Raw genomic sequence first — 25,528 nt, forward strand, 5'->3', positions numbered from 1 at the left:
CGGGATCAGCCCCCTCACCCGGCCTGCGGCCGACCTCTCCCCGCCGGGGAGAGGTGAAGGGGACGCCTCACCCGGATCGTTTCCGCCTTGATGCCAGTCGCCACCCCGGCTCACTCTGAGGTGCGGGTGAGCCTATCGGCGAACGAGCCTCAGAATACGGACTTGCGTCATGCAGCGGGGTTCGCGGCATGGGGATGCCTTCCCCGCCCCCTCAGACGAGGAAATCGGTCTTCTGGTCGGCCAGCCAGGCTGCGAGTTCCTTGCCTTCCGCGGGCGGATCGGACAGCGACTGCGCATAGACGACGGCCGCCGATATCAACCGGCCGTCCGTCAGCGTCATCGAGCCGGATGCGGTGTGGATCGCCACCGCGCGGCCTGAATAGCGATCGTCGGCGGCGCGCTTCTCTCCCGGATTGCGCGCCGCCTTCAGCTCTTCGGCATGGAGGCGGAGGGCTTCGGCGACCGCCCGCGCGGCATTGAGGGACGCGACCGTGCGGAACTCCCGTGCGAGTTCCGGGTCTTCCCGCATCAGCTTCTCGATCTTCTTCTTCTGGGGGCCGTCCGCCTCTATGGTCCCGTATCGGTCGACCCGCAGGGCCAGCGGCTCGTCGGTCCGGATCTGGGACGCCTCGAAGGCCGAGGTCAGGCGCTTGGCGAGCGCCTCGGTGCGGCTTTGGACCAACTCGTCGATATCCTGCGAAAGGCCGATGCCGCCTCCACCGCCTACAAAGGCCGCGGCGGCTTCCGACAGGACGGTGATGGTGGCAGCGGAGGTGGAGGTCCGCTGCGTGCTGGACGTTCCATTCGATGCGTACGTCGACGTGCGTCCATCCTGCGGACCGGCGTCGCGGGCCGGTGGTGTCGACGAGGCGGGCGAACCCGCCGAGGTTGGCGCGGCGACCATGCTGTCTGCCTTGCTGTTACGTTCCCCGGCCGACAGAACCCGATCATGGTTGACGATTGCTTAACGTTGCGACGGCGCCGCCACCTATTGACGGCGGACTCCGCACACACGAGTCTGCCGCCATGCTGACCTACATCATCCGGCGCACCCTGCTCATGATCCCGACCATCCTCGGGATCATGCTGATCTCCTTCCTGGTGGTGCAGTTCGCGCCGGGGGGGCCGGTGGAGCGCGTCATTGCCCAGCTCACCGGCAACGACGTCTCGGCGACGCAGCGCGTCTCCGGCGGCGGGGCGGACGCCGCCCAGGCGACCGCAGCGGAGGCCACCAACAGCACCTATCGCGGCGCGCAGGGGCTCGACCCGCAGTTCATCGCTCAGCTCGAGAAGCAGTTCGGGTTCGACAAGCCGGCCCACGAGCGCTTCCTCCTGATGATCTGGAACTATGCCCGCTTCGATTTCGGCAAGAGCTATTTCCGCGACGTCTCGGTGCTGCAGCTCATCGGCGAGAAGCTCCCCGTCTCCATCTCGCTCGGGCTCTGGCTGACGCTGCTGACCTATCTCGTCTCCATCCCGCTCGGCATCCGCAAGGCGATGAAGGACGGCTCGCGCTTCGACGTCTGGACCTCGGCGGTGATCATCATCGGCTATGCGATCCCCGGCTTCCTCTTCGCCATCCTCTTGATCGTGCTCTTCGCCGGCGGGTCCTTCCTCGACTGGTTCCCGCTGCGCGGCCTGTGGTCGGACAACTGGGCGGAGCTGAGCCTCGGCCAGAAGATCCTCGACTATCTCTGGCACCTCGCCCTGCCGCTCACCGCCATGGCGCTCGGCGCCTTCGCCACCATGACGCTGCTGACCAAGAACTCGTTCCTCGACGAGATCCGCAAGCAATATGTCATGACCGCCCGCGCCAAGGGCCTCGACGAGCACCAGGTGCTCTACGGCCACGTCTTCCGCAACGCCATGCTCATCGTCATCGCCGGCTTTCCCGGCGCCTTCGTCCACGCCTTCTTCACCGGGTCGCTGCTGATCGAGACCATCTTCTCCCTCGACGGGCTCGGCCTCCTCGGCTTCGAGAGCGTGCTGAACCGCGACTATCCCGTGGTCTTCGCCACGCTCTTCATCTTCTCCCTCGTCGGCCTCGTGGTGAACCTCATCTCGGACCTCATGTACACCTGGGTCGATCCGCGCATCGACTTCGAGGCGCGGGAGGTCTGAGCCATGAGCACCGCCGTCCTGCGCGAGGCCGACGCCGCCCCGCCGCGCCCCTTCCTGTCACCGCTCAACCAGCGCCGCCTCGCCAATTTCCGCGCCAATGGCCGCGGCCTGTGGAGCCTCAGGATCTTCATGGTCCTCTTCGTCGTGACGCTCTTCGCCGAGCTCATCGCCAATGACCGGCCGCTCTTCATCCGCCTCGAAGGGCAGAATTTCTTCCCCGCCCTGGTGAACTATTCGGAGAAGCAGCTCGGCGGCGAGTTCGAGACGCCGGCCGATTACAAGGACCCTTTCCTGCTCGACCATTTCGACGCGAAAGGGGCTTTCCTCGTCTGGCCGCTGATCCGGCACAACTACGCCTCCACCGTGAAGGACCCCGTGACGCCCTTCCCCTCGGCCCCGACATGGGCGCAGCGCGAGCGGCTGCCGGACTGCACCACCGCGCAGGCGAAACCCCGCGGCGAGCGGCCCCAGGGTGCGAGCTATTGCGAGATCGGCAACTGGAACTGGCTCGGCACCGACGACCAGGGCCGCGACGTGCTCGCCCGCGTCATCTACGGCTTCCGCATCTCCGTGCTCTTCGGCCTCGCCCTGACCATCATCTCCTCGCTCGTCGGCATCGCGGCGGGGGCGGTCCAGGGCTATTTCGGCGGCTGGACGGACCTCCTGTTCCAGCGCTTCATCGAGATCTGGACCGCCATCCCCTCGCTCTATCTGCTGCTCATCATCTCCTCGGTGCTGGCGCCGAGCTTCTTCGTGCTCCTCGGCATCCTCCTGCTCTTCTCCTGGGTGACGCTGGTCGCCGTCGTGCGCGCCGAATTCCTGCGCGCCCGCAACTTCGAATATGTCAACGCGGCCCGGGCGCTCGGCATCGCCTCCTCCACCATCATGGTCCGCCACCTCCTGCCCAATGCCATGGTGGCGACCATCACCTTCATGCCCTTCGTCCTGTCGGGCAGCGTGATGACGCTGACCGCCCTTGATTTCCTCGGCTTCGGCCTGCCGGTGGGATCGCCCTCGCTCGGCGAACTCCTGCAGCAGGGCAAATCCAACCTGCAGGCGCCCTGGCTGGCCCTGACGGGCTTCTGCACCCTGGCGCTGATGCTCTCGCTGCTCATCTTCGTCGGCGAGGCGGTGCGCGATGCTTTCGACCCCCGCAAGACCTTCGCGTGAGGCTGTGATAGGCTCTGCCCATGAACGAGATCGTCAAGCCGCACTATCCGGTGGAGCGGTTGCCGGAGGACCTCCGCCGGGAGATCGGCGACGCCAGTCACGTCACCCTGCGCATCGAGACGGAACCGTCGGCACGGCGCGAACGCCTTGCCGACCTGCGCGCCCGCATCCTGGCACAGCCCGGCTTCCACCCCTACGAGAGCACGCAGGAGGTGGTCGACATGGTGCGCTGGATCCGCGACGCCGACGGCGACCCGCCCGAACGGTGGTCGCGCCGCTGATGGCCGGTCGCTTCTATTGCGACGCCAACGTCTTCATCATGGCCGTCGAGGGTCGCGCTGACAGCATCGGAGCGGCGGGCGCCCTACTCGATGCCGCGATGGACGAGCGCTGCACCGCCGTCACGAGCCTTCTGACGCTTAGCGAAACGCTGGTCGTGCCCCTGCGCTTCGGCCAGGAGGAAACGATCCGCAGCTACCGCCATCTGCTGGGCGGCGGCTTTCCCGGCATCGTGGTCAAGGGCATCGATGCTGAAACGCTGGAAGCGGCAGCCCGCCTGCGCGCCCGGCATCCGCGCCTCAAATTGCCCGACGCCATCCATCTGGCTACCGCACAGCTGGCGAATGTGGGCTGGCTGGTCACCAACGACACCCGCCTGCCGCCGGTAACCGGGCTTCGGATCGTGACGCCCTTCGACGACCAGCTCACCGATCTCGTCGATCGCCTGTCCGAGGCTCCATGACCGCCGACACCCCTCTCCTCTCCGTCCAGGACCTCTCGGTCGCCTTCACCCAGGGCGGCAAGGTGTCGCTCGCCGTCGACCGCATCTCCTTCGATGTCCGGCGCGGCGAGACCGTCGCGATCGTCGGGGAATCCGGGTCCGGCAAGTCGGTCTCGGCCCTGTCGGTGATGAAGCTGCTGCCCTATCCGGCGGCCTCCCACCCCTCGGGTCGCATCCTGTTCAAGGGCGAGGACCTGCTGGCCGCCGACGAGGCCGCCATGCGGCGGGTGCGCGGCAATGCCGTCACCATCATCTTCCAGGAGCCGATGACCTCGCTCAATCCGCTGCACACGATCGGACAGCAGGTCGCCGAGACGCTGATCCTCCACCGGGGCATGGCGACGGAGGCCGCCCGCACCCGCACCATCGAACTGCTCGGCAAGGTCGGCATTCCCGATCCGGCCGGCCGGCTCGACGCCTATCCGCACCAATTGTCCGGCGGCCAGCGCCAGCGCGTCATGATCGCCATGGCGCTCGCCAACGAGCCGGACCTCCTCATCGCCGACGAGCCGACCACCGCCCTTGACGTTACCGTCCAGGCGCAGATCCTCGCTCTGCTGAAGGATCTGCAGCGCGAGCTCGGCATGGCGATCCTCTTCATCACCCATGACCTCGGCATCGTGAAGCGGCTCGCCGACCGGGTCTGCGTCATGAAGAACGGCCGCATCGTCGAGCAGGGTCCGGTGACCGAGATCTTCGAGAGACCCCGGGACCCCTACACCATCGACCTCATGGCGGCCGAGCCGCAGCGGCGGGTGCGCACGACCCGCGCCGATGCCGGCACCATCATGAAGGCCGACGACCTCAGGGTCTGGTTCCCGGTCAAGCGCGGCCTGCTTCGTCGCACCGTCGGCCACATCAAGGCGGTGGACGGCATTTCCGTCACCGTGCGCGAGGGCCACACGCTCGGCATCGTCGGGGAATCGGGGTCCGGTAAGACGACGCTCGGCCTCGCCCTTCTGCGCCTCATCGCCTCCGAGGGGCCCATCGTCTTCATGGGCAGGCCGATCCAGGGCCTCGGCTTCAAGGCCATGCGGCCCAACCGGCGCTTCATGCAGGTGGTCTTCCAGGACCCCTATGGCTCCCTGTCGCCGCGCATGTCGGTGGCCGAGATCGTCGCCGAGGGCCTGGCCATCCATCATCCCGGCCTGGATGCGGGACAGCGCGACGCGCGGGTCGTCGCCGCCCTCCGCGACGTCGGAATCGATCCCGAGACGCGGCACCGCTACCCGCACGAATTCTCCGGCGGCCAGCGCCAGCGCATCGCCATCGCCCGCGCCATGGTGCTGGAGCCGACCTTCGTCCTGCTCGACGAGCCGACCTCGGCCCTCGACCGGATCGTCCAGGCCCAGATCGTCGACCTCCTGCGCGACCTCCAGGCGAAACGGAACCTGACCTATCTCTTCATCTCGCACGACCTGAAGGTGGTGTCCGCCCTGGCCGACGACATCATCGTCATGAAGGGCGGCAAGGTGGTGGAGAGCGGTGCAGCCGAGCGGGTGTTCAAGGCGCCGGAGAACGATTACACCAAGGCACTTTTCGCGGCCGCCTTCGATCTCGCGGCCTCAACGCATGAGAGACCGTCGACGTGAACATCCTGCTTCTCGGTATCGGCGCCTGGGACCCGGAACCCTGGCGCACCCGTTTCCAGACGGCCCTGCCCGGCTGGCGGGTGGTCCTTCCCGGCGAGATCTTCGACCGCCGGGCGGTGCGCTATGCGGCGGCCTGGAAACAGCCCGAGGGCACTTTCGCCGACCTGCCGATGCTCGAGGCGATCTTCTCGCTCGGTGCCGGCGTCGACCACCTGTTCAAGGACAGGCGTCTGCCAGCCGGCGTGCCGGTGGTCCGCGTCGTCGACCCGGACCTGACCACCCGCATGTCGGAATATGTCGTCATGCACTGCCTTTTGGCGCTGCGCCGGGTGCGCGTCTATGACGGCTTCCAGCGCGAGCGCCAATGGATCGACCTGCGCGACCAGCCGCAGGCGAGCGACATCCGGGTCGGCATTCTCGGCATGGGTGTCCTCGGCCAGGATTCCGCCGCCAAGCTGAAGGCCATGGGCTTCCAGGTGGCCGGCTGGAGCCGTCGGCCCAAGGTGGTCGAGGGCGTCGCCATGCATCACGGGGCCGAGGGCCTCGACACCCTCGTCGGCGCCTCTGACATTCTGGTGGCGATGATGCCGCTCACCGCGGAGACGACCGGCATTCTGAATGCAACCCTCTTCGCCAAGCTGCCGAGTGCCGAGGCCATTGGCGGCCCGGTGCTGATCAATGTCGGCCGCGGTGGATTGCAGAACGAGGCGGACATCCTCGCCGCGCTCGCGTCGGGCAAGCTCGGCACTGCCATCCTCGACGTGTTCCAGACCGAACCGCTCCCCGAGGACAGTCCGCTCTGGTCGCATCCGCGTGTGACGGTGACACCGCACAATTCGGCGATCTCCTCGCCGCCGGCCATCGCCGCCTATGTCGCCGGTCAGATCAGGGCCCACATGGATGGCGCGCCCCTGCAGAACGTCGTCGATCCCGCGCACGGCTACTGAACAAACCTTCCGCTGCGGAAGTATAGGACAGTCCTCGGTCACACTTTTTTCGTGACGGAGGGCGTTTGACTTAGCGGTTCGTTTACGCGAGGCGGCGATGGTGTTTCGCACCTGCGAAGACGTTCCGGAGATCACCCGTGTTGAACCGCCTCACCGTCAGCGGCCTCGTCAAGACCGTTGTGTCCATTCTCGCCTTGGTGACGGTCGCCCAGTTGGCGATGGGGGCATGGACCTCCTGGACCCAGTATCAGAAGTCCAACCGGATCGCCGCAGTCGTCGATTCGACGACGCATATGTTCACGGCCCTGCACAATCTGCGCGTCGACCGAGCGTCCTCGCGCCGGGCCCTGATCCTCGACGAGGTCCATGCGACACTGCCCCGCTCGATCGCCCCGCATCGCGAGGCCGCCATGCCGGCCTTGCGGGCAGCGCTGGTCAACCTGCGCACGGTCGACTACCCGGGCGCCGCCGCGGCCGCAAGCCAACTGGAATCAGCGATCACCCGCCTGGACGCGATGATGGCGGAAACGGCACGCGCCATAGCGGTTCCGCGGGCCCAGCGCCGGGCCGGCATCGCGGAAGACTATTTCAACCTGACGGACCAGACGATCACGATGCTGGACCGTCTGTCCAGCGACCTGACGAGACTGATTGTCCTGGACGATCCCTTCGTCGACCAGCTGATGGCCATCAAGCAGCACGCCTGGAACGCCCGGCAGGCGGCCGGCGATGTGTCGGTCTTCATCTCCAACCCGCTTGCCGGCATGCCGCTGCCGGAAAATCCCCTGGTCGCCTACACGATCCTCATGACCCGGACGGAGACGTCCTGGGCTGCGGTCGAGCAGCTCGCCGCAAGCCTGTCCCTGCCTGCGAGCTTCGCGGAAGCCATGCAGAAGGCGCGCAGCGGCTTCTTCGACCCGGAGTTCGCGAAGGTCCGCATGGCGACCCTGAACGCGCTGATCGCCAATCAGCCGCCGGGCTTCACCCCCAGCCAGTGGACGCAGGTCGCCGTGCCCAGGCTCGGGATGATCCTGTCTGCGGCTGATGCGGCACTCAATGTGGCCGGCGATCATTCGGAAGCCGCCCGGGCGGCCGCCTTCCGGAGCCTTGTGGTTCAGCTCTCCGCCCTCACCCTGGCCCTCGCCTTCGCCATCGCTGCGCTCGTCCTGATGGCGCGGCGGGTGATCGGTCCGCTGACCGAGATCAAGGACTCCATGCTGCGCCTCGCCAATGGCGACACCTCGGTGGAAAGCCGGTTCACCGCCCGCAAGGACGAGATCGGCGCCCTCGCCAGTGCCATGCAGACCTTCAAGGACAACATGCTGGAAGCCGAGCGCCTTCGTTCCGAACAGGGCGCCGTCGCCGCCCGCAACGCCGCGGAACGGCGGGAGGCCATGCTGCAACTCGCCGACGCCTTCCAGGGCACGGTGGGCGGCATCGTCCAGACGGTCTCGCGCGCTTCCGCCGAACTGGAGGCCGCTGCCACCAGCCTGTCGAAGACGGCGGAGAATACCCAGGGCCTCGCCACCGTCGTCGCCTCGGCCTCGGACGAGGCTTCCGCCAATGTCCAGTCCGTCGCCGGCGCCGCCGAGGAAATGGCGAGTTCGGTCAGCGAGATCGGCCGCCAGGTCGAGGAATCGAGCCGCATGTCAGGCGAGGCTGTCAAGCAGGCTGAGAAGGCCGACCAGCGCATCGCCGCGCTGTCGCAGGCGGCCGGGCGCATCGGCGACGTGGTGAAGCTGATCACCGCCATCGCCGAGCAGACCAACCTCCTCGCCCTCAACGCCACCATCGAGGCAGCCCGCGCCGGTGAGGCCGGCAAGGGCTTCGCGGTGGTCGCCTCGGAGGTCAAGCAGCTTGCCACGCAGACGGCCAAGGCCACCGAGGAGATCGGTGCCCAGATCGCCATGATGCAGGCGGCCACGCAGGATTCCGTCGCCGCGATCAAGGAGATCGGCGCGACCATCGACCATCTCGCCGGCATCGCCACGGCCATCGCCGCCGCGGTGGAGGAACAGGGCGCAGCGACCCAGGAGATCTCGCGCAACGTCCAGGAGGCCGCACAGGGCACCGCCGAGGTCGCCAGCAACATCGCCAGCGTCAACAGCGGCGCCGCCGAGACCGGCTCGGCCTCGACCCAGGTGCTGAGCTCGGCCCAGTCCCTGTCCCGCGAGAGCGAGGTCCTGCAGCGGGAGGTGGCGCGCTTCATCGAGACGGTGAAGGCCGCCTGACCCCTGCCCTCACGCAGGCTTGATTGTCCATGCGACGGCCGCTCCGTGATGGTGCGGCCGTTCGCCTTCGAGAGTCCCCGCCATGCGCCTGACCCGCCGGCTCGCAGCCCTGTCCAGCCTCGCCGCCGTTGCCGGGCTCGCCGCCCCCCAGGCGCTCCGGGCGCAGGAGGGCTGGTATCCGCTGAAGGACGCGACCGGCCGTCCCATCCAGAATTTCCGCCTGCCGATCGAGCTCCAGACGGAGATCATGGCCCTCGAGAATGCCGTCACCTTTGGCGCGCGCCTGGCCGACGTCACGATCATCGAGGTCTTCGATTCGAACTGTCCCTATTGCCGGGTCGCCGCCCGCGACGTGACCCAGATGCTGGCGCGCGACCGCGAACTCGCCGTCACCATCATCAATGCACCGAGCCTCGGGCTGCCGTCCGTTCTGGCGGCGCGGGTGGAATATGCCGTCAAGGTCCTCGGCGGTGTCGACAAGGCCCGCGCCTTCCATGAGGCCTCGATGCGCGCGCGCGGCCTCTTCGACGGGCTGCGGGCCCTTGATCTCGCCACCGATCTCGGGCTCGACCGCAAGGCTGTCGAGGACCTCGCGGACCGGCCCGAATCCGGCCGGGTCGTCGCCCAGGCGGTGCGCCTCGCCAATGCCAGCAACCTCGCCGCGACCCCGTCCTGGTTGATTGCCGGGACCGCGGTGATCGGCTGGCCGGGCCGCCCGGCGATGGAGGCCATCGTGGGATCGATCCGCGATTGCGACAAGCCGGTCTGCACCTAGGCGGGCAGCCGCCTGACGCTGGTGACCTCGCCATAGGATTTGTCGCGGATGCGGGCAATGGCGCCGCTGAGCGGCTCCCCCACCACCATCATGTGATGGCCGTTGGCATGGAGCAGCGTGTCGGGGCCGGCGACGATGCCCACATGGCCCTTCCAGAAGACCAGATCGCCGCGCCTGAGGGCCGTCACGTCGCCATCGAAGGCGATGGCTGCGCCGACGGCCTTTTCCTGCATGTCGGTATCCCGCGGCACGGCGATTCCACAGGCCTCCAGCGCCGTCTGCACCAGGCCGGAGCAATCGATGCCGAGGCTGGTGCGGCCGGCCCACAGGTAGGGCGTTCCGAGATAGCTCTCCGCCACAGTGACGAAGTCGCTGGCGACCCGGTCGAGCGGTTCAAGATGGGCCGCGATGACATGTGCCCCGGTATCCGTCACCGCGAATTCGCTGGTCTCCCGTTCGACGGTCAGGCGGCTGTTGCGGTGGATCAGCCAGTTGGGCGGCAGCTTGATGCTGGGCCCGGGATAGAGATGGGTGCGGGAGACGGCGACCCGGTGCGTGGCCGGCGCCCGGCGCGGCCTGAAGGCCGGCGAGACGGCATAGCCGACATAGCCGTCGCGGACCGACTGCACATAGGCGAAGCCCGCCTCGTCCTCGTAGAGCACCGCCTCCTCGCCGTAGAGCAGCTCGCTGTCGCGGGCGGCATTGACGACGCGCGAGGGCGCGAGCGGCACCACGGGCAGTTCGACGCGGACGGCACGGCCCTCGACGAAGCGGGCGCTCGCCACCTGGCCTTCGAGATGGGCGGCGGCGAGATCGGCACGAGCGGGGGTGAGACGGCGGTCGAAGCCGGGCGGCAGGGCGTAGGTCATGGCGATCAGGCTAGCACGGGTGCGGTTAACGGGTCAGGGCGGCAGCAGGCCGGCATGTTCGGCGACCAGATCGCCGAGCCTTTCGACCGCGAGCGCGCCCTTCACCGTCCGCTGGATGACCACGTCCCGCCGGTCGTTCTCGTCGCGGCGGCGCGAGACGAGCTCGAGCTTGCCCATGCTGTCGAGGGCACGGGTGATGACCGGCTTGGTGACGCCGAGCTTGCGGGCGAGATCGCGGACATGATGGGGCGGCGGCTCGAGATAGATGGTGAGCAGGATGGCAAGCTGGCGCGACGAGAGATCCGGTTCGCCGTCGCGCACCAGGGCCAGCGACACGTCGTGCATCAGCTTCATCGCCTGGGACGGGCGCAACACGACGGCCATGGGACACGCTACCGGAAGACGCTCGGGACAACTCGTTTCGGACCCGTATTAAAAGGCCCGGCTGCCCCCTGTGCAAGGGTCATGCGCCATGGCATGAGGCAAGGGTTAACCCGGAGCGCCCAGTGGTCGCCGACCTCGCCTCGCTGACCACCATGGCCCTCGCGGCCTTCACCGCCGCCACCCTCCTGCCCGGAGGATCGGAGGCGGTCTTCGTCGCGCTCCTCGCCGCCGGCACGGCCAGCCCCTGGGCGCTGTTCCTCGCCGCGGCCATCGCCAATACGGCCGGGGGCATGACGAGCTGGTGGATCGGCACACAGATCGCCCGTGGCGCCGACAGCGAGCGCGGCCATGCCTGGATGCGGCGGTTCCGTCTGCCACCCGAGAGCTTCGCCCGCGCCACGCGGCTGTTCGCCCGCTGGGGCTGGGCGACCCTGCTGCTATGCTGGCTGCCGGTCATCGGCGACCCCATCACCCTCGTCGCCGGCATGGCGCGCTATCCCGCCCTGCCGACGGCGCTGATCACCGGCTTCGCCCGCACCCTGCGCTATGCCGCGGTCTGGGCGGCAGCCGCCGGGGTCATCGCCTGGTGGACGTGACAGGGCCCGCCCTGTCGGCGCCGCCGCCCCTGTACCTCCCCGGTGAAATGCACTAATCACGGCCCGTTCCCCGTGACTGCGAGAGGCTATCGCGATGCAGACCTACGACAGGCTCGTCACCGTCTTTGGCGGTTCGGGATTCGTCGGGCGACATGTCGTGCGGGCCCTCGCCAAACGCGGCTTCCGGGTCCGCGTCGCCGTCCGCCGTCCCGATCTCGCCGGCCATCTGCAACCGCTCGGCGCCGTGGGGCAGATCCATGCCGTCCAGGCCAATCTGCGCTACCCCGATTCGGTCCGCCAGGCCGTGGCCGGCGCGGAAATCGTCATCAACTGCGTCGGCATCCTGTTCGAGAGCGGCCGCCAGAAATTCGATTCCGTCCAGGCCCGCGGCGCCGCGACCGTCGCCAGGGCTGCGGCCGAGGCCGGCGCCCGCCTCATCCACGTCTCGGCCATCGGCGCCGACGCCGACAGCGCCGCGCTCTATGCGCGCACCAAGGCGGCGGGCGAGGCGGCCGTGCTGCAGGAAGTCCCCGACGCGGTGATCCTGCGGCCCTCCATCGTGTTCGGCCCGGAGGACGGCTTCTTCAACCGTTTCGCCGGCATGGCGCAGATGGCCCCGGCCCTGCCGCTGGTCGGCGGCGGCGGGACGAAGTTCCAGCCGGTCTTCGTCGGCGACGTGGCGCAGGCCGTCATGGCCGCCGTGGACGGGCAGACGAAGCCCGGCACCGTCTATGAGCTCGGCGGCCCCGCCGTGAAGAGTTTCCGCGAGCTCCTGGAATTCGTGCTGGCGACGATCCAGCGCAAGCGCCTGCTGGTATCCCTGCCCTTCGGCCTTGCCCGCCTGCAGGCCAAGGTCCTGCAGCTGCTGCCCAAGCCGTTGCTGACCGAGGACCAGGTGGAACTGCTGCGCAGCGACAATGTCGTGAGCGCCGCCGCCAAAGCCGAGGGACGGACCCTCGAGGGCCTTGGCATCCAGCCCCAGTCGGTGGAGGCGGTCGTCCCCACCTATCTCTGGCGGTTCCGCCGGCAGGGGCAGTTCACTGAATCGACGCGCTGACCGGCCTCAGCCCATCAGATAGAGCCCCAGGAGCCCGGCCGAGCCGACCACGATCCGCCACACGGCAAAGAGCTTGAACCCATAGCGGCTGACATAGTCGAGCAGGAAGCGGACTACGAAGAGGCCGGAAATGAAGGCGGCGACGAAGCCGACGCCGATGGTCGTGACGTCGGAGAAGTCGAGCAGCTTGTGATTCTTGTAGAGGTCATAGGCGAAGGCCCCGGCCATGGTCGGCATGGCGAGGAAGAACGAGAACTCCGCGGCGGCCCGCTTCGACGTGCCCATCAGCAGGGCCCCGACGATGGTGGCTCCCGACCGCGAGACCCCGGGAAACAGCGCGGCGCACTGGCACAGTCCGATCTTCAGCGCCAGCAAGGGCGAGAAACGGAACGCATTGTCCTCGCGGACCTCGAGCTTCATCCGGTCGACGACCAGCAGGACGATGCCACCGAGGATCAGCGCCACGCAGACCAGATCGGGCCGCTCGAACAGGGCCTTGATCTGGCCATGCAGCAGCGCGCCGAGGGCCGCTGCCGGCAGGAAGGCGACGACGACAGACACGACGAAGCGCCGGGCCCAGGCATCGGTCGGAAGGCACAGGACGACGCCGAGCAGGCGGGAGAAATAGACCAGCAGGAGGGCGAGAATCGCGCCGAGCTGGATCAGGACCTCGAAGGTCCTGCCCGTCGATTTGAAGCCGAGGAAATGGCCGATCAGGATCAGATGGCCCGTCGACGAGACCGGGATGAACTCGGTCGCCCCCTCCACCACGCCAAGGAACAGCGCCTTGGCCAAGTTCACGATGTCCATACCGACCCCGGTCCTATAGCAACCGCCGGAACGCCGGCGCCGGGCCTGTCTTAGGCTCCACTGTCTTCATGTCCGGTTAAGCATGCGGCGGCGTGACAATGCGGATGCGCGCATCGACGCGCCGTTCACCACTGGTCAACCATGACGGATCGTGAAGGCCGATCGGCAAATCCTGCGGTTGTTTCCCTGCCGTCATGGCGCTATGCACCCGCCTCCACCCGCATTGTCATCGAAAAACCATATCGAGACCCTCGATTGCGGGTCGTTCAGGTCTGGGGCGCATGGGACTCACTCTCCACCATCGTTTTTTCTGCCCGCATTCCCGCTTTGTGCGCCTCGTGCTTGCCGAACGTGGTCTCGATGCGGATCTGGTCGAGGAGAAGCCCTGGGAGCGCCGGACCGAGTTCCTGCGGATCAATCCCGAGGGGACGACGCCGGTTCTGGAACTGTCGGAAGGCGTCGCCGTCCCGGGTCCCGAGGGCGTCGCCGGGTGGCTCGACGACACCGACACCCTGCCCTTCGATCGCCGCCTGATGCCCGAGGCGATCCTGCACCGCATCGAGGTGCGCCGCCTGATGCGCTGGTTCCACGGCAAGTTCTTCGAGGAAGTGTCGGGTCCTCTGGTGGAAGAGAAGATCGACAAGCGGTTCATCCCGGCCGAATATGGCGGCGGCGCGCCGAACACGACGGCGCTGCGCGCCGCACGCGCCAATATCCGCTATCATCTGGCCTATGTGGGCTGGCTGGCCGCGCGCAGCGACTGGCTCGCCGGCCCCCAGATGAGCTACGCCGATCTGGCGGCTGCCGCGCATCTGTCGGTGGTGGACTATCTGGGTGAGGTTCCGTGGAACGACGACGCGACAGCGAGGGACTGGTATGCGCGGGTGAAATCGCGCCCGTCCTTCCGCACCCTGCTGAACGACCGCGTGGTCGGCATGCAGCCGAGCGCGAGCTACGCCGATCTCGACTTCTGAGCGACCCGGTCGCGCTGCGCGCCGCCATCGCGGCGCAGGCCCGCGCCGAAGGGTTCGACGCCATCGGCTTCACCCGGCCCGACGCCATCCCCAAGGCCGGCGAGCGCCTGGCCGCGGCCGTCGCGGCCGGCCATCACGGGTCGATGCACTGGATGGCGGAGACGCTTGCGCGGCGTTCCCACCCCAATGCCATGTGGCCCGAGGGCCGTTCCCTCGTCATGCTCGGCGTCAATTACGGGCCGGACGAGGACCCTCTCGACGGCCTGAACGACCATGACAGGGGCCTGATCTCCGTCTATGCCCGCGGCGACGACTATCACGAGGTCGTCAAGGCGCGGCTCAAGGCGCTGGCCCGCTGGCTGGTGGAGGAGACGGGCTGCGAGCTCAAGGTCTTCGTCGATACCGCCCCTTTGATGGAAAAGCCCCTGGCGGCCGCCGCCGGTCTCGGCTGGCAGGGCAAGCACACCAACCTCGTCTCCCGCGACTTCGGCTCCTGGCTCTTCCTCGGCGCCGTCATGACGACCCTGGACATCCCGCCCGACGCGCCGGAGCGCGATCATTGCGGCTCGTGCCGCGCCTGCCTCGCCATCTGCCCGACCGACGCCTTTCCGCGTCCCTATGCCCTCGATGCCCGGCGCTGCATCAGCTACCTCACCATCGAGCACAAGGGCCCGATCCCGCACGAATTCCGCAAGCCCATGGGCAACCGGGTCTATGGCTGCGACGATTGCCTTGCCGCCTGCCCCTGGAACAAGTTCGCCGAGACCGGGCGCAACCTGAAACTGGCGGCGCGCGACCATCTCAGGCGGCCGGCCCTCGCCGATCTGGCGCGGCTCGACGACGCCGCGTTCCGGGCGCTCTTCGCCAAGAGCCCGGTCAAGCGGATCGGCCGCGACCGCTTCGTCCGCAACGTCCTCGTCGCCCTCGGCAACAGCGGCGAGACCGCGCTGGCCGAAGTCGCCCTCGACCTCCTCGCAGATCCCGCCCCGGTCGTGCGCGGCGCGGCCGTCTGGGCCCTGCGGCAGCTCGCACCGGAACGCCTGCCGGCGCGGCCGCCAGCCAGTGAGGACCATCCCGACGTGCTCGCCGAGTGGACGCTCATCCCCTAAGCTCCCCCCCGATCGCCAACCGTAAGCTCATCACATGACGCATCTCCTCGTCTTCGGCCTCGGCTATTCATCCCGCGCCGTCCTGCGCGCCGCACCGGCCACCACCAGCCGGATCACCGCGACCGTTCGCTCGGCCGAACGGGCCGTCGCCCTGTCAGCGGCGCCCGTCGAGGGGCGCGCCGTCACCGTGCTGCCTTTCGACGGCACGGCCCTGTCGCCGGACCTCGCCGCGGCCATCGGCACGGCCGATCACATCCTGGTCTCCGCCCCGCCGGACGAAGCCGGCGATCCCGTCCTCAGGGCCTGCGCCGCAGCTCTTGCGGCCCATCCGGCCAAGGCCATCGCCTATCTCTCGACCGTCGGCGTCTATGGCGACCACGGCGGCGGCTGGGTGGACGAGACGACGGAACCGAAGCCTGCCAGCGCGCGCAGCTTCGAAAGGCTCGAGGCCGAGCGCGCCTGGCAGGCCCTTGGACAGGCCCATGACATCCCCGTCGCCATCCTGCGTCTCTCGGGTATCTACGGGCCGGGGCAGAACGCGCTGGTGAACATGGCCCGCGGCACGGCCCGGCGCATCATCAAGCCCGGGCAGGTCTTCAACCGCATCCATGTCGACGACATCGCTCAGGCGGTCCTGGCCTGCTTCGCCAAGGGCTATGCGGGCATCGTCAATGTCACCGACGACGAGCCCTCACCCCCGCAGGACGTCATCGCCTATGCGGCGGAGCTTCTGGAGATGCCACCACCGCCGGAGATCCCCTTCGAAGAGAGCGGCCTCTCTCCCATGGGGCGGAGCTTCTATGCCGAGTGCAAAAGGGTCAGCAACATGAAGCTGAAGGGTGAACTCTTCGTTAAGCTGTTGCATCCAAACTTCAAGGCGGCGCTCCGGGCATTGGCCGCCGGGGGCGACGGCAGGCGCTAGGGAGTTCCGCAGAGTCATCTTGTTATTGCATTGCAGCATAGCCGTGACAGCATTGCTGCGACGCACAAATCACGGAACCATACCCCTCGTTCGTCAGCCGCAGGCCTCCCCGACGGCCGGTGCAGCGGATGACGACCGTCACCCGAGCCTTAGGGGTATGTCATGATGATCGACATCGGCATTGCAGACCTGGCCATCATTCTCATCGGCATCGGCGTCGGCGCGGCTCTCGCGCTCTTCGTCGTCGACACCGCCAGGCAGATGAATCTGCGCACCGACCCGTAAGTTCCGGGCTCAGGACGCGTCGCCGGACACGAGAAGCCGGCCCGCGGGAACGTTCAGGGCGTTCCACAGTGACTGACCGGCCGCGCGGATGGCAGGCGCGAGCGTGTAGGGGGCATTGACGGTCACCAGACCGGCCCCCGACAGGCGCTGACCGTCCACGACACGCCAGGTCGCCTCGATGGTGAGGCATTTCGGAATCGCCAGCTCGGCGATCATCCGGTGGAAGCGCTTCACCTCGACCGGGTCCTTCACCGGATACCAGAGCACGAAGACGCCGGTGGCGAAGCGGCGCACCCCATGGGCCAGCGCCTCGGCGAGGCGGTCATAGTCACCGCGCCGCTCGAAGGGCGGATCGATCAGGACGAGGCCGCGGGTCTCCTTCGGCGGCAGGAAGGCCTTGGGCGCCAGCCAGCCATCCAGGGCGATGACCTTGGCGCGCTTCTCCCGCGCATAGAGGGCAGCGAGGGTGCGCGAATCCTCCGGGTGGAGTTCGCAGAAGGTGAGCCCGTCGACGGGGCGGGTCATCAGCCGCGCGATCTCGGGACTGCCGGGATAATGGGTCAGACGCCCGTCCGGATTGAGCCGCGCGACGACGTCGAGATAGGGATCGAGGAAAGCCGCCAGCGGTTCGGGCAAATCCTTGCCCCACAGGCGGCCGATGCCCTCCACCCATTCCCCCGTCCGCTCGGCGGGGTCGGAGGTCAGGTCATAGCGGCCGATGCCGGCATGGGTATCCACCACGCGGATCGGCTGCTCCTTCTGCATCATATGCGCGAGGATGTAGGCGAGTACGGCGTGCTTGACGACGTCGGCCGGGTTTCCGGCGTGGAAGGCGTAGCGGTAGTTCATGGATGAAGGCTGTGACGGGCATTGCCGCCGCGGTCAATGTCTCAGCCCCGGATGGCGACGACCAGCCAGCCGGGAACGGGCTGTCCAGCCTCGCGGCGCGTGGTCGCCGGCTCGAAGACGAGGGGACGCAGGCCGCCGGCCGCCAGCGCCGCCCGCAGCACCGGTGCGGCATGGGCATAGCGGAGCCCGGCACCGAGGATGACACCGTCGCCGTCATGGGTCTCGACGGTGAAGGCACAGAGACCGTCTGGCGACAGGACCCGGCCGGCCTCGGCGAGGATCGGTGCGAGATCGGCGCAGTAGATGAACACGTCGGCCGCCACCACAAGATCGGCAGAGGCATCGGGCAGGGCCGCCAGATGCAGCGCGAGATCGCCGACGGCGAGGCGCCCATAGATCCCCTTGCGCCGGGCGATCTCGACCATCCGTTCCGAGAGGTCGACACCTTCGATGGTGCCGGCGACCGGTGCGAAGACCTCGCCGGCCAGTCCGGTGCCGCAACCCAGATCAAGCATGCTGTCGAAGCGCAGGGGAGCGCCGGAAGCCGCGCAGGCGCGCGTCACCGCCTCGAGGAGGATTTCCGGACCGCGATAGGCCAGCCCCTCGCGCAGCGCCTGCTCGAAGCGCGGCGCATAATCCTCGTAGAGAGCCGTCACATAGGCGGGTGTCATCGCCCCGGCGGCGCCGACCTCGCCGAGGCGGGCGAGCATCAGCTGCGCCCCCAGTGTGTCGGTCGGATCGCGGTCGAGCGCCTGGCGGAACGCCGCCGCAGCGGCATTGCGCTCCCCGCGCGCCACCTCGACCTCGCCGAGCGCAAACCATCCGGCGGCCCAGTGCGGCGCAATCTCCAGCGCCTGGACCAGGAGATCCGCGGCCGCCGTCAGGTCGCCGTCAGCCTTGGCCGCCATGGCGTAGTCGTAGCGGCGATCCGCGAGGAGATCGCCGGAGGAGCGCAGGGCTGGAGGCCGCATCAGTCGTCGGCCGAAAGCTTGCCCGTCGGCCGGGTCAGGAAGGCGAAATGTCCGCGCCTCTGCAGCCACCAGAGGAGGATGAGGCTGGGGATCGCCGTCAGGCAGGACAGGACGAAGAACCAGAACCAGCCCGTCTGGGCCGCGACAAAGCCGGCGGGTGCGGAGATATAGGTTCGCCCGACGGCCGAAAGCGCCGACAGCAGCGCATATTGCGTCGCCGTGTGCAGCGGCGACTGGCAGAGCGAGGAGAGATAGGCGACGAAGATCACCGTGCCGATGGCGCCGGTGAAATTCTCCGCCACGATGACAAAGGCGAGCATGGCATAGCTGGCGGGCATCACCGCCTGCAGGGCAAAGACGAGGTTGGAGCCCATCTGCAGGAAGGCAGCGAGCCACAGGCAGGTCCGCAGGTCGAGACCACGCGCGATGAAGCCGCCGGCAAAGCCCCCGGCCAGCGTCGCCGCCAGGCCGAGCCCCTTGACGATGGCCGCATATTCCTCGCGCGAATAGCCCATGCCGCGGATGACGAAGGGCCCGGTCATCGCCCCGACGAAGGCGTCGCAGAGCTTGAACAGGATGACGAATGCGAGGACGGCGAGGGCCGCATCGCGGGTCAGGAATTCGGAGAAGGCGCCGATCGCTGCCTTCCAGACCCGCGCCAGCTGGTTCTCGCCGGCAAGGCCCCGGGCCGCTTCCGCCGAACGGCCAGGCTCGCGCGCCAGCAGCGTCGTCACCATGCCGACGGCGACGAAACCCGCCATCACCACATAGCCGAAGGTCCAGGCCGTCGCCTTGTCGAACCCCTGCACCTTCTCGAAATAGGAGACGATGAAGAGGGCGCCGGCGGTGGAGACGAGCATCCCGATCCGGTAGGCCGCGACATAGGCACCGACGCCAGCGGCCTGTTCCGACACATCGAGCTTCTCGACCCTGTAGGTATCGATGACGATATCCTGCGTCGCCGAGGCGAGCGCCACCAGCACCGCCCCCAGCGCGATCATGAAGGGCGACACGTCGGGATTCTGGAAACCGAGGAAAACGATCGCCGCCATCAGCATGATCTGGCTGAAGATCAGCCAGCCGCGGCGGCGTCCGAACAGGCGGCACAGGACGGGAATGTCGAGCGCATCGACGATGGGCGCCCACAGGAACTTGATCGTATAGGGGGTGCCGACCAGGGCGAAGAGGCCGATCGTGGAAAGATTGACCGAGCTTTCGGCCATCCAGACCAGCAGGGTCGACCCGGACAGGGCCAGCGGCAGGCCGGCGGAAAAGCCGAGGAACAGGACGACCAGCACGTCGCGCCGGAAATAGACCGCCGCCGCCTCGCTCCAGCTGCGCCGCGCCGCCGCCTCCGGCTCCACGGCGGCCTGACCCGTGCTCATATCGTCCTCCGCATCCGTGCCGTCGGATGAGGTGACGCGATCATGGTTAATGAAAGCTCAACGCCGCCGCGCACCTCACGTGATATAGCGCGCCAGCGGCGGTGTCAGGCGCTCGACCACCAGGCGGATCAGCACCGGCAGGAACAGGCCCGCGAGGGTCAGCACGACGACATAGACGTAGAAGGCGTTGCCGTCCCATTTGACCACGAGGAAGCCGAAGCCCTTCACCAGGCCGATGCAGATCGTGTTGAACAGATAGATGGCCATGGTGTAGCGGCCGAAGAACAGAAAGACCGGATCGTTCGCGGCCGCCAGCCGTGCCGCGGCGAAATGCAGCGCCGGGATCGCAGCGAGCGCCACGGCGAGGCCTATCAGCGGGTTCGCCAGCCACTGGGCGGCGGTGAGCAGGACGGCGAAGAGCGCGACGGCGAGCCATCCCCGCCGTTCCAGAAGCTCTGCCATGAGGCCGCGACGCTGCCCCAGCCAGATGCCGATGAAGAAGAAGGCGGCATGGCGCAGCACGCGGTCGGCATAAAGGAGGCTCTCGACCTCGATCTGCGTCAGGACCAGGCCGAGCACGATGAGGGCGGGCAAGATGCGCGGGAACGGTACCACGACGAAGCGGAAGACCAGCGCATAGACGAAGGCCGCGTAGAGATACCAGACGGAGGTCGCGGGGCTGCGGCTCGTATGGACGAAGAGACCGTCGAGATAGGCGAGGAGGCTGTCCTGCGTGTTGTCGACGTGGATGATCTGGGAGAAGACCATCTTGCCGGCGATGATGATCAGCCCGAAGGCGAAGAAGGGCAGCAGCAGCCGGTCCGCCCGCCGGGCGATGAAACGCACCGCGCCCTCGCTGCGGTCGCTGCGGTCGCTGCGGTCGCTGCGGTCGCTGCCGGCATAGCCCAGCACATAGCCGCTGAGATACATGAAGAACGGCATGTGGAAGAGATAGATCGCCGTCTTGAGATACTGGTACCAGTCATGGCCGGCAGGAACCTGCTGGGACACGACGTGCCCGACCACCACCAGGACGATGCCGATGCCCTTCGCGGTGTCGATGTCGAGCAGGCGCGCGCGGGCCCCGGCCGCAGGGACGGCAGCTGCGGCGGGACGGCGCTCCTCGGCGGCGATGGCTGGCGGACTCATGGCGAAACCCCCGCGCGGCCACCGCCGCGCTCTGGAGAACCAGACTAGCTCGGCAACCCTTCACAAAGCCTAAGCCGACCATCGACGCGCGCACCGCGCTGCTGCTGCAATCACAGGCAATAGCATATGCCTAAAAAAAAGGCGTATTGCATAGCGGGCCATGCAGCCGCAGCGCGCACCCCCAGCCGCAGGGACAGGACAAGAGATAATTCAAAAACAGAGTCAAAGGATTGGCCGACAAATCCGGTGCTGGCACGCCCGTTGCGAAGCGACATCGGCCATCGGGCAAGGGTCTGGCTGCCGAAGCCCGGGGCGGAACCACTAACGGGAACTCTCCATGTTGAACCTCAAATCAAAAGTGCTCGGCCTCGTCGCCGGCGCCGCCATGGCAGCCGGCGTTCTCGCCGCGCCGGCCAAGGCGCAGGAGACGATCAAGATCGGTATCCTGCACTCGCTGTCGGGGACGATGGCCATCAGCGAGACCACGCTGAAGGACGTCATGCTCATGCTCATCGAGGAGCAGAACAAGCGTGGCGGCGTGCTCGGCAAGAAGCTTGAACCCGTCGTCGTCGATCCCGCTTCGAACTGGCCGCTCTTCGCCGAGAAGGCCCGCGAATTGATCGCCCAGCACAAGGTCGCCGTGACCTTCGGCTGCTGGACCTCGGTGTCCCGCAAGTCGGTCCTGCCGGTCTTCGAGGAACTGAACTCGATCCTGTTCTATCCCGTGCAGTACGAGGGCGAGGAATCCTCGCCGAACATCTTCTACACCGGCGCCGCCCCGAACCAGCAGGCGATCCCGGCCATCGACTATCTCCTTTCCGAGGGCGTGAAGCGTTTCGTCCTCGAAGGCACGGACTACGTCTATCCGCGCACCACCAACCGCATTCTCGAGGCCTACCTTCTTTCCAAGGGCATCAAGGCCGAGGACATCTCCACCAATTATACACCCTTCGGCCATTCCGACTGGCAGACGCGCGTCGCGACCATCAAGCGCTTCGGCTCGACCGGCGTGAAGACCGCGGTCGTCTCCACGATCAACGGCGACGCCAACGTCCCCTTCTACAAGGAGCTCGGCAACCAGGGCGTCAAGGCGACCGACATTCCCGTCATCGCCTTCTCGGTCGGTGAAGAGGAACTGGCCGGCATCGACACCAAGCCGCTGGTCGGCCACCTCGCCGCCTGGAATTACTTCCAGTCGGTCGATACCCCCGCCAACCGCGACTTCATCGCCCGCTGGCGGGCCTTCAAGAAGAACGAGCGGGCCGTCACCAACGATCCGATGGAGGCCCATGTCATCGGCTTCGCCATGTGGGTGAAGGCGGTCGAAGCCGCCGGCACCACCGACGCGACCGCGGTGCGTCGCGCCATGATCGGCATCGCCGTGCCGAACCTGACCGGCGGCATCTCGACCATGATGCCGAACCATCACATCACCAAGCCGGTGCTGATCGGCGAGATCCAGGAGAACGGCCAGATCCAGACGGTCTGGCAGACTCCCGGCACCGTCGTGGCGCAGGAATGGTCACCGCATCTGGAAGGCTCGCGCGACCTGATCGCCGACCACCGTCCGCCGATGAACTGCGGCAATTTCAACGTCCGCACCGGACGCTGCGGCGGCGCCCAGCGCTGAACTCGATCCGACGACAGGGGGCGCGCCGGCAGCGGCGCGCCCCCCTTCTTCCCCTGCACTGCTGCGCAACGAGGGCCGAGCTTGAACGCGTCAACACGATCCGGTCTCGACTCCGGTTCCGGGACCTTGCGCCCCTGCTCCCCTCCGCCTGCTGCGCGGGACAAGGACATCGGCCCGATCCGCGCCCTGTCGGCATTCCTTGTGGCCGCCCTCGCCGCCTTCGTCCTGATCCTCGCCGGTCCCGCCCGGGCACAGGACCATGCCGCCCTCGTCCAGCGCTTCGCCACCGAGAGCTTCAACGACATCGCCGGCGCCGTGAACGGCCTCGCCACGTCCGGCTCGCCGCGCGCCGCCCCCGTCATCGAGGCGCTGCGCGACGGCCGCCTCGTCTACCGCGCCGGCGACCGCCAGGTCTTCATCCGCCGCCCCGACAATTCCTTCGTCAACGCCCTCACCGGCGAGCCGGCGGCCGATGTCGGCACGACACGCCCGGTGCGCCTCAACAACAATGTCCGCCGCGCCATCGATGCCGCCGTCGGTGCGCTGTCGCTGCTCCACCCCGACCCCGCCCGCCGCACCAGCGCCGCGGAAGCCGTTTTCAAGTCGCGCGACAGCGCGGCGCTGGCCGCCCTGGACGCGGCCATCGGCCAGGAGCGTGACCCCCGCATCAGGAAGCTGATGGAGGAGGCGCGCGCCGCCGTGGTCGTCGCCAACCCGCAGGCCGCCGAGGCCGACCGCATCGCCGCCATCGGCATCATCCAGCGCCGCGGTGATCAGGACGCCCTCGCCATGCTCGGCTCGCTGCCAGCGACGACACCGCCGCTGGTGCGCGAGGCGGCCGAGAGCGCCGCGGTCGGCATCCGCCGCACCCTGGCCGTCTGGGAGGCCGGCCAGAACGTCTGGCACGGCATTTCCCTCGGCTCGGTCCTGCTGCTCGCCGCCATCGGCCTCGCCATCACCTTCGGGGTCATGGGCGTGATCAACATGGCCCATGGCGAGATGGTGATGATCGGCGCCTACACGACCTTCGTGGTGCAGCAGACCATCCGCACCGTCGCCCCCGGCCTCATGGACGTCTCGCTCTTCATCGCCCTGCCCATGGCCTTCCTCGTCGCCGGTGCCATCGGCGTCGCCATCGAGCGGCTCATCATCCGCCATCTCTATGGCCGGGCGCTGGAGACGCTGCTCGCCACCTGGGGCGTCAGCCTCGTGCTGCAGCAGGCGGTGCGCACCTGGTTCGGCCCCACCAACCGGGAGGTGACGACGCCGTCCTGGATGTCCGGCTCCATCGAGATCGGCCATCTCGCCATCACCGCCAACCGGCTCGCCATCATCGTTTTCGCTATCATCGTCTTCGCCGCCCTGCTGCTGTTCCTCAAGCGCACGCCCTTCGGACTGCAGACGCGGGCGGTGACCCAGAACCGGCGGATGGCAGGGGCCATGGGCATCCGCACCAACTGGGTCGACGCCTTCACCTTCGGGCTCGGCTCGGGGATCGCGGGGCTCGCCGGCGTGGCGCTGAGCCAGATCGACAATGTCTCGCCCAATCTCGGCCAGGCCTACATCATCGACAGTTTCATGGTCGTGGTCTTCGGCGGCGTCGGCAATCTCTGGGGCACGCTGGTCGCCGCCATGACGCTCGGCATCGCCAACAAGTTCCTCGAACCCTATGCCGGCGCGGTGCTGGGCAAGATCCTGCTCCTCGTTTTCATCATCCTGTTCATCCAGAAGCGTCCCCGGGGCCTGTTCGCCCTCAAGGGCCGGGCGGTGGAATGATGCTTACCCGGTTTCTCTTCGAAAGGATCGACCGCGGCGGCTGGGTTTTTCTGGTGCTCCTCGGCCTCGCCGCCGTCCTCGTGCCGGTGCTGAACCTTGCCGTGCCGCCGGGATCGATGTTCCACGTGTCGAACACGGCCGTAGGGCTCTGGGGCAAGTACATGACCTATGCCCTGCTCGCCATCGCGGTCGATCTGGTCTGGGGCTATTGCGGCATCCTCTCCCTCGGCCACGGCGCCTTCTTCGCCCTCGGCGGCTATGCCATGGGCATGTATCTGATGCTGCAGATCGGTCCGCGCGGCGTCTATGCTCATCCGACCCTGCCGGATTTCATGGTCTTCCTGAACTGGACGGAATTGCCTGTCGCCTGGTGGGGCTTCTCCTCCTTCCCCTATGCCATGCTGATGGTGGCCCTGGTTCCGGGCCTCCTCGCCTTCGTCTTCGGCTGGTTCGCCTTCCGCTCCCGCGTCACCGGCGTCTATCTGTCGATCATCACCCAGGCGCTCACCTATGCGCTGATGCTCGCCTTCTTCCGCAACGACATGGGCTTCGGCGGCAATAACGGCCTCACCGACTTCAAGGACATTCTCGGCTTCAACATCCAGAGCCAGACGACCCGGGCGGTGCTTTTCTCGCTATCGGTCCTGGCATTGATGGCCGGCTATCTCGTCGCCCGCGCCATCGTCACCTCGAAGGCCGGCAAGATCATCATCGCCATCCGCGACGCCGAGCCGCGCACCCGCTTCCTCGGCTACCGGGTGGAGAACTTCAAGCTCTTCGTCTGGACGGTCTCGGCGGTCATGGCCGGCATTGCCGGCGCGCTCTACGTGCCCCAGGTCGGCATCATCAATCCGAGCGAATTCTCCCCCGCCAATTCCATCGAGGCCATCGTCTGGGTGGCGGTCGGTGGCCGCGGCACGCTGGTCGGCGCGGCCCTCGGCGCCGGCCTCGTCAACTTCGCCAAGAGCTGGTTCACCGGCGCCTTCCCGCAGGGCTGGCTCTTCGCCCTCGGCGGTCTGTTCATCTTCGTCACACTGTTCCTGCCGAAGGGCATCCTCGGCACCTTCACCGATTGGTGGAAGCGCCGCGGCGAGAGCCGCAAGCCGCCAACCGCCTCGCCGGCGAGCCAGCCGGCGGAATGAGGA

The 25,528-nt window shown here is 67.7% G+C and carries 25 protein-coding genes; 17 read left to right on the forward strand and 8 right to left on the reverse strand.

Annotation, left to right across the window (positions count from 1 at the left end; genetic code table 11):
* Window positions 1–211: 211 nt before the first annotated feature.
* Window positions 212–904, reverse strand: a complete 693-nt coding sequence (locus Q0C57_RS03960) for a hypothetical protein (protein ID WP_296572375.1) — start codon at window positions 902–904, stop codon at window positions 212–214.
* A gap of 122 nt (window positions 905–1,026) precedes the next feature.
* Between Q0C57_RS03960 and Q0C57_RS03965 the strand changes: the two genes are divergently transcribed.
* The 8 genes from Q0C57_RS03965 to Q0C57_RS04000 all read left to right on the forward strand — a co-directional run bounded on the left by Q0C57_RS03965 (window position 1,027) and on the right by Q0C57_RS04000 (window position 9,617).
* Window positions 1,027–2,121, forward strand: coding sequence for a microcin C ABC transporter permease YejB (locus Q0C57_RS03965; protein ID WP_296572377.1), 1,095 nt, complete (start codon window positions 1,027–1,029; stop codon window positions 2,119–2,121).
* A 3-nt stretch (window positions 2,122–2,124) separates the two neighbouring features.
* Window positions 2,125–3,291 (forward strand): ABC transporter permease, encoded by a 1,167-nt coding sequence (locus Q0C57_RS03970; RefSeq protein ID WP_296572380.1) that lies wholly within the window; start codon window positions 2,125–2,127, stop codon window positions 3,289–3,291.
* Between the two features lie 20 nt (window positions 3,292–3,311).
* On the forward strand, window positions 3,312–3,572 hold the full coding sequence (locus tag Q0C57_RS03975) for a hypothetical protein (protein WP_296572383.1): 261 nt from the start codon (window positions 3,312–3,314) through the stop codon (window positions 3,570–3,572).
* Window positions 3,572–4,033, forward strand: coding sequence for a PIN domain-containing protein (locus tag Q0C57_RS03980; protein WP_296572384.1), 462 nt, complete (start codon window positions 3,572–3,574; stop codon window positions 4,031–4,033). Before Q0C57_RS03975 ends, Q0C57_RS03980 begins: the two co-directional genes overlap by 1 nt.
* Window positions 4,030–5,664, forward strand: a complete 1,635-nt coding sequence (locus tag Q0C57_RS03985) for an ABC transporter ATP-binding protein (RefSeq protein WP_296572388.1) — start codon at window positions 4,030–4,032, stop codon at window positions 5,662–5,664. Before Q0C57_RS03980 ends, Q0C57_RS03985 begins: the two co-directional genes overlap by 4 nt.
* On the forward strand, window positions 5,661–6,611 hold the full coding sequence (locus Q0C57_RS03990) for a glyoxylate/hydroxypyruvate reductase A (RefSeq protein ID WP_296572391.1): 951 nt from the start codon (window positions 5,661–5,663) through the stop codon (window positions 6,609–6,611). Before Q0C57_RS03985 ends, Q0C57_RS03990 begins: the two co-directional genes overlap by 4 nt.
* Before the next feature lie 137 nt (window positions 6,612–6,748).
* Window positions 6,749–8,842 carry a methyl-accepting chemotaxis protein gene (locus Q0C57_RS03995; RefSeq protein WP_296572394.1) on the forward strand — a complete coding sequence of 698 codons (2,094 nt, stop codon included), beginning with the start codon at window positions 6,749–6,751 and terminating at the stop codon, window positions 8,840–8,842.
* A gap of 82 nt (window positions 8,843–8,924) precedes the next feature.
* Entirely contained in the window at window positions 8,925–9,617 is a 693-nt protein-coding gene (locus tag Q0C57_RS04000) for a thioredoxin domain-containing protein (protein WP_296572397.1), read from the forward strand.
* On the opposite strand, the gene Q0C57_RS04005 is transcribed toward Q0C57_RS04000, so the two are convergent.
* Both Q0C57_RS04005 and Q0C57_RS04010 read right to left on the reverse strand, forming a co-directional pair.
* Window positions 9,614–10,486 (reverse strand): NlpC/P60 family protein, encoded by an 873-nt coding sequence (locus tag Q0C57_RS04005; protein ID WP_296572400.1) that lies wholly within the window; start codon window positions 10,484–10,486, stop codon window positions 9,614–9,616. The two genes, Q0C57_RS04000 and Q0C57_RS04005, sit on opposite strands and share 4 nt — an antisense overlap.
* Window positions 10,487–10,519: 33 nt before the next feature.
* Window positions 10,520–10,870, reverse strand: a complete 351-nt coding sequence (locus tag Q0C57_RS04010) for a MarR family transcriptional regulator (RefSeq protein WP_296572403.1) — start codon at window positions 10,868–10,870, stop codon at window positions 10,520–10,522.
* 122 nt (window positions 10,871–10,992) lie between these two features.
* Between Q0C57_RS04010 and Q0C57_RS04015 the strand changes: the two genes are divergently transcribed.
* Both Q0C57_RS04015 and Q0C57_RS04020 read left to right on the forward strand, forming a co-directional pair.
* Window positions 10,993–11,466, forward strand: coding sequence for a VTT domain-containing protein (locus Q0C57_RS04015; RefSeq protein ID WP_296572405.1), 474 nt, complete (start codon window positions 10,993–10,995; stop codon window positions 11,464–11,466).
* Between the two features lie 94 nt (window positions 11,467–11,560).
* Window positions 11,561–12,523 carry a complex I NDUFA9 subunit family protein gene (locus Q0C57_RS04020; protein ID WP_296572408.1) on the forward strand — a complete coding sequence of 321 codons (963 nt, stop codon included), beginning with the start codon at window positions 11,561–11,563 and terminating at the stop codon, window positions 12,521–12,523.
* A gap of 6 nt (window positions 12,524–12,529) precedes the next feature.
* On the opposite strand, the gene Q0C57_RS04025 is transcribed toward Q0C57_RS04020, so the two are convergent.
* On the reverse strand, window positions 12,530–13,333 hold the full coding sequence (locus Q0C57_RS04025) for an undecaprenyl-diphosphate phosphatase (protein ID WP_296572411.1): 804 nt from the start codon (window positions 13,331–13,333) through the stop codon (window positions 12,530–12,532).
* Between the two features lie 281 nt (window positions 13,334–13,614).
* On the opposite strand from Q0C57_RS04025, the gene Q0C57_RS04030 reads away from it, so the two are divergent.
* From Q0C57_RS04030 to Q0C57_RS04045, 4 genes are all read left to right on the forward strand, one after another.
* Complete coding sequence (locus Q0C57_RS04030; RefSeq protein ID WP_296572414.1) at window positions 13,615–14,307, forward strand: glutathione S-transferase family protein; 693 nt, start codon at window positions 13,615–13,617, stop codon at window positions 14,305–14,307.
* 14 nt (window positions 14,308–14,321) lie between these two features.
* Window positions 14,322–15,416 (forward strand): tRNA epoxyqueuosine(34) reductase QueG, encoded by a 1,095-nt coding sequence (gene queG, locus Q0C57_RS04035; RefSeq protein ID WP_296572678.1) that lies wholly within the window; start codon window positions 14,322–14,324, stop codon window positions 15,414–15,416.
* A gap of 34 nt (window positions 15,417–15,450) precedes the next feature.
* Entirely contained in the window at window positions 15,451–16,338 is an 888-nt protein-coding gene (locus tag Q0C57_RS04040) for an NAD-dependent epimerase/dehydratase family protein (RefSeq protein ID WP_296572417.1), read from the forward strand.
* Window positions 16,339–16,500: 162 nt separating this feature from the next.
* On the forward strand, window positions 16,501–16,623 hold the full coding sequence (locus tag Q0C57_RS04045; protein ID WP_296572420.1) for a hypothetical protein: 123 nt from the start codon (window positions 16,501–16,503) through the stop codon (window positions 16,621–16,623).
* 9 nt (window positions 16,624–16,632) lie between these two features.
* On the opposite strand, the gene rlmJ is transcribed toward Q0C57_RS04045, so the two are convergent.
* From rlmJ to Q0C57_RS04065, 4 genes are all read right to left on the reverse strand, one after another.
* Window positions 16,633–17,472: a 23S rRNA (adenine(2030)-N(6))-methyltransferase RlmJ gene (gene rlmJ / locus Q0C57_RS04050; RefSeq protein ID WP_296572423.1), complete on the reverse strand. Its 840-nt coding sequence runs from the start codon at window positions 17,470–17,472 to the stop codon at window positions 16,633–16,635.
* Between the two features lie 41 nt (window positions 17,473–17,513).
* Window positions 17,514–18,443, reverse strand: coding sequence for a methyltransferase domain-containing protein (locus Q0C57_RS04055; protein ID WP_296572426.1), 930 nt, complete (start codon window positions 18,441–18,443; stop codon window positions 17,514–17,516).
* Window positions 18,443–19,828, reverse strand: coding sequence for an MFS transporter (locus Q0C57_RS04060; RefSeq protein WP_296572428.1), 1,386 nt, complete (start codon window positions 19,826–19,828; stop codon window positions 18,443–18,445). The genes Q0C57_RS04055 and Q0C57_RS04060 overlap by 1 nt, the downstream gene beginning before the upstream one ends.
* 75 nt (window positions 19,829–19,903) lie before the next feature.
* Complete coding sequence (locus Q0C57_RS04065; RefSeq protein ID WP_296572430.1) at window positions 19,904–20,977, reverse strand: acyltransferase family protein; 1,074 nt, start codon at window positions 20,975–20,977, stop codon at window positions 19,904–19,906.
* Between the two features lie 385 nt (window positions 20,978–21,362).
* Here Q0C57_RS04065 and urtA point away from each other — a divergent pair, with 385 nt between their 5' ends.
* The 3 genes from urtA (at window position 21,363) to urtC (ending at window position 25,525) form a co-directional block, all read left to right on the forward strand.
* Window positions 21,363–22,607, forward strand: a complete 1,245-nt coding sequence (gene urtA / locus Q0C57_RS04070) for an urea ABC transporter substrate-binding protein (protein WP_296572681.1) — start codon at window positions 21,363–21,365, stop codon at window positions 22,605–22,607.
* 225 nt (window positions 22,608–22,832) lie between these two features.
* Complete coding sequence (urtB, locus tag Q0C57_RS04075; protein WP_296572684.1) at window positions 22,833–24,383, forward strand: urea ABC transporter permease subunit UrtB; 1,551 nt, start codon at window positions 22,833–22,835, stop codon at window positions 24,381–24,383.
* Window positions 24,383–25,525: an urea ABC transporter permease subunit UrtC gene (gene urtC, locus Q0C57_RS04080; protein WP_296572686.1), complete on the forward strand. Its 1,143-nt coding sequence runs from the start codon at window positions 24,383–24,385 to the stop codon at window positions 25,523–25,525. The genes urtB and urtC overlap by 1 nt, the downstream gene beginning before the upstream one ends.
* Window positions 25,526–25,528 lie beyond the last annotated feature (3 nt).

The organism is Phreatobacter sp. (genome assembly GCF_022843985.1).
Lineage (GTDB): Bacteria > Pseudomonadota > Alphaproteobacteria > Rhizobiales > Phreatobacteraceae > Phreatobacter.

Coding starts and splice junctions, on each gene's coding strand:
- urtA (WP_296572681.1), top strand. CDS start 21,363: ATGGCAGCCGGCGTTCTCGCCGCGCCGGCCAAGGCGCAGGAGACGATC.
- Q0C57_RS04025 (WP_296572411.1), bottom strand. CDS start 13,333: ATGGACATCGTGAACTTGGCCAAGGCGCTGTTCCTTGGCGTGGTGGAG.
- Q0C57_RS03985 (WP_296572388.1), top strand. CDS start 4,030: ATGACCGCCGACACCCCTCTCCTCTCCGTCCAGGACCTCTCGGTCGCC.
- Q0C57_RS04010 (WP_296572403.1), bottom strand. CDS start 10,870: ATGGCCGTCGTGTTGCGCCCGTCCCAGGCGATGAAGCTGATGCACGAC.
- Q0C57_RS04060 (WP_296572428.1), bottom strand. CDS start 19,828: ATGAGCACGGGTCAGGCCGCCGTGGAGCCGGAGGCGGCGGCGCGGCGC.
- Q0C57_RS03980 (WP_296572384.1), top strand. CDS start 3,572: ATGGCCGGTCGCTTCTATTGCGACGCCAACGTCTTCATCATGGCCGTC.
- Q0C57_RS04030 (WP_296572414.1), top strand. CDS start 13,615: ATGGGACTCACTCTCCACCATCGTTTTTTCTGCCCGCATTCCCGCTTT.
- Q0C57_RS03970 (WP_296572380.1), top strand. CDS start 2,125: ATGAGCACCGCCGTCCTGCGCGAGGCCGACGCCGCCCCGCCGCGCCCC.
- urtC (WP_296572686.1), top strand. CDS start 24,383: ATGCTTACCCGGTTTCTCTTCGAAAGGATCGACCGCGGCGGCTGGGTT.
- Q0C57_RS04065 (WP_296572430.1), bottom strand. CDS start 20,977: ATGAGTCCGCCAGCCATCGCCGCCGAGGAGCGCCGTCCCGCCGCAGCT.
- Q0C57_RS03965 (WP_296572377.1), top strand. CDS start 1,027: ATGCTGACCTACATCATCCGGCGCACCCTGCTCATGATCCCGACCATC.
- rlmJ (WP_296572423.1), bottom strand. CDS start 17,472: ATGAACTACCGCTACGCCTTCCACGCCGGAAACCCGGCCGACGTCGTC.
- Q0C57_RS04040 (WP_296572417.1), top strand. CDS start 15,451: ATGACGCATCTCCTCGTCTTCGGCCTCGGCTATTCATCCCGCGCCGTC.
- Q0C57_RS03960 (WP_296572375.1), bottom strand. CDS start 904: ATGGTCGCCGCGCCAACCTCGGCGGGTTCGCCCGCCTCGTCGACACCA.
- Q0C57_RS03975 (WP_296572383.1), top strand. CDS start 3,312: ATGAACGAGATCGTCAAGCCGCACTATCCGGTGGAGCGGTTGCCGGAG.
- Q0C57_RS04020 (WP_296572408.1), top strand. CDS start 11,561: ATGCAGACCTACGACAGGCTCGTCACCGTCTTTGGCGGTTCGGGATTC.
- Q0C57_RS04045 (WP_296572420.1), top strand. CDS start 16,501: ATGATGATCGACATCGGCATTGCAGACCTGGCCATCATTCTCATCGGC.
- Q0C57_RS04005 (WP_296572400.1), bottom strand. CDS start 10,486: ATGACCTACGCCCTGCCGCCCGGCTTCGACCGCCGTCTCACCCCCGCT.
- Q0C57_RS04000 (WP_296572397.1), top strand. CDS start 8,925: ATGCGCCTGACCCGCCGGCTCGCAGCCCTGTCCAGCCTCGCCGCCGTT.
- Q0C57_RS04055 (WP_296572426.1), bottom strand. CDS start 18,443: ATGCGGCCTCCAGCCCTGCGCTCCTCCGGCGATCTCCTCGCGGATCGC.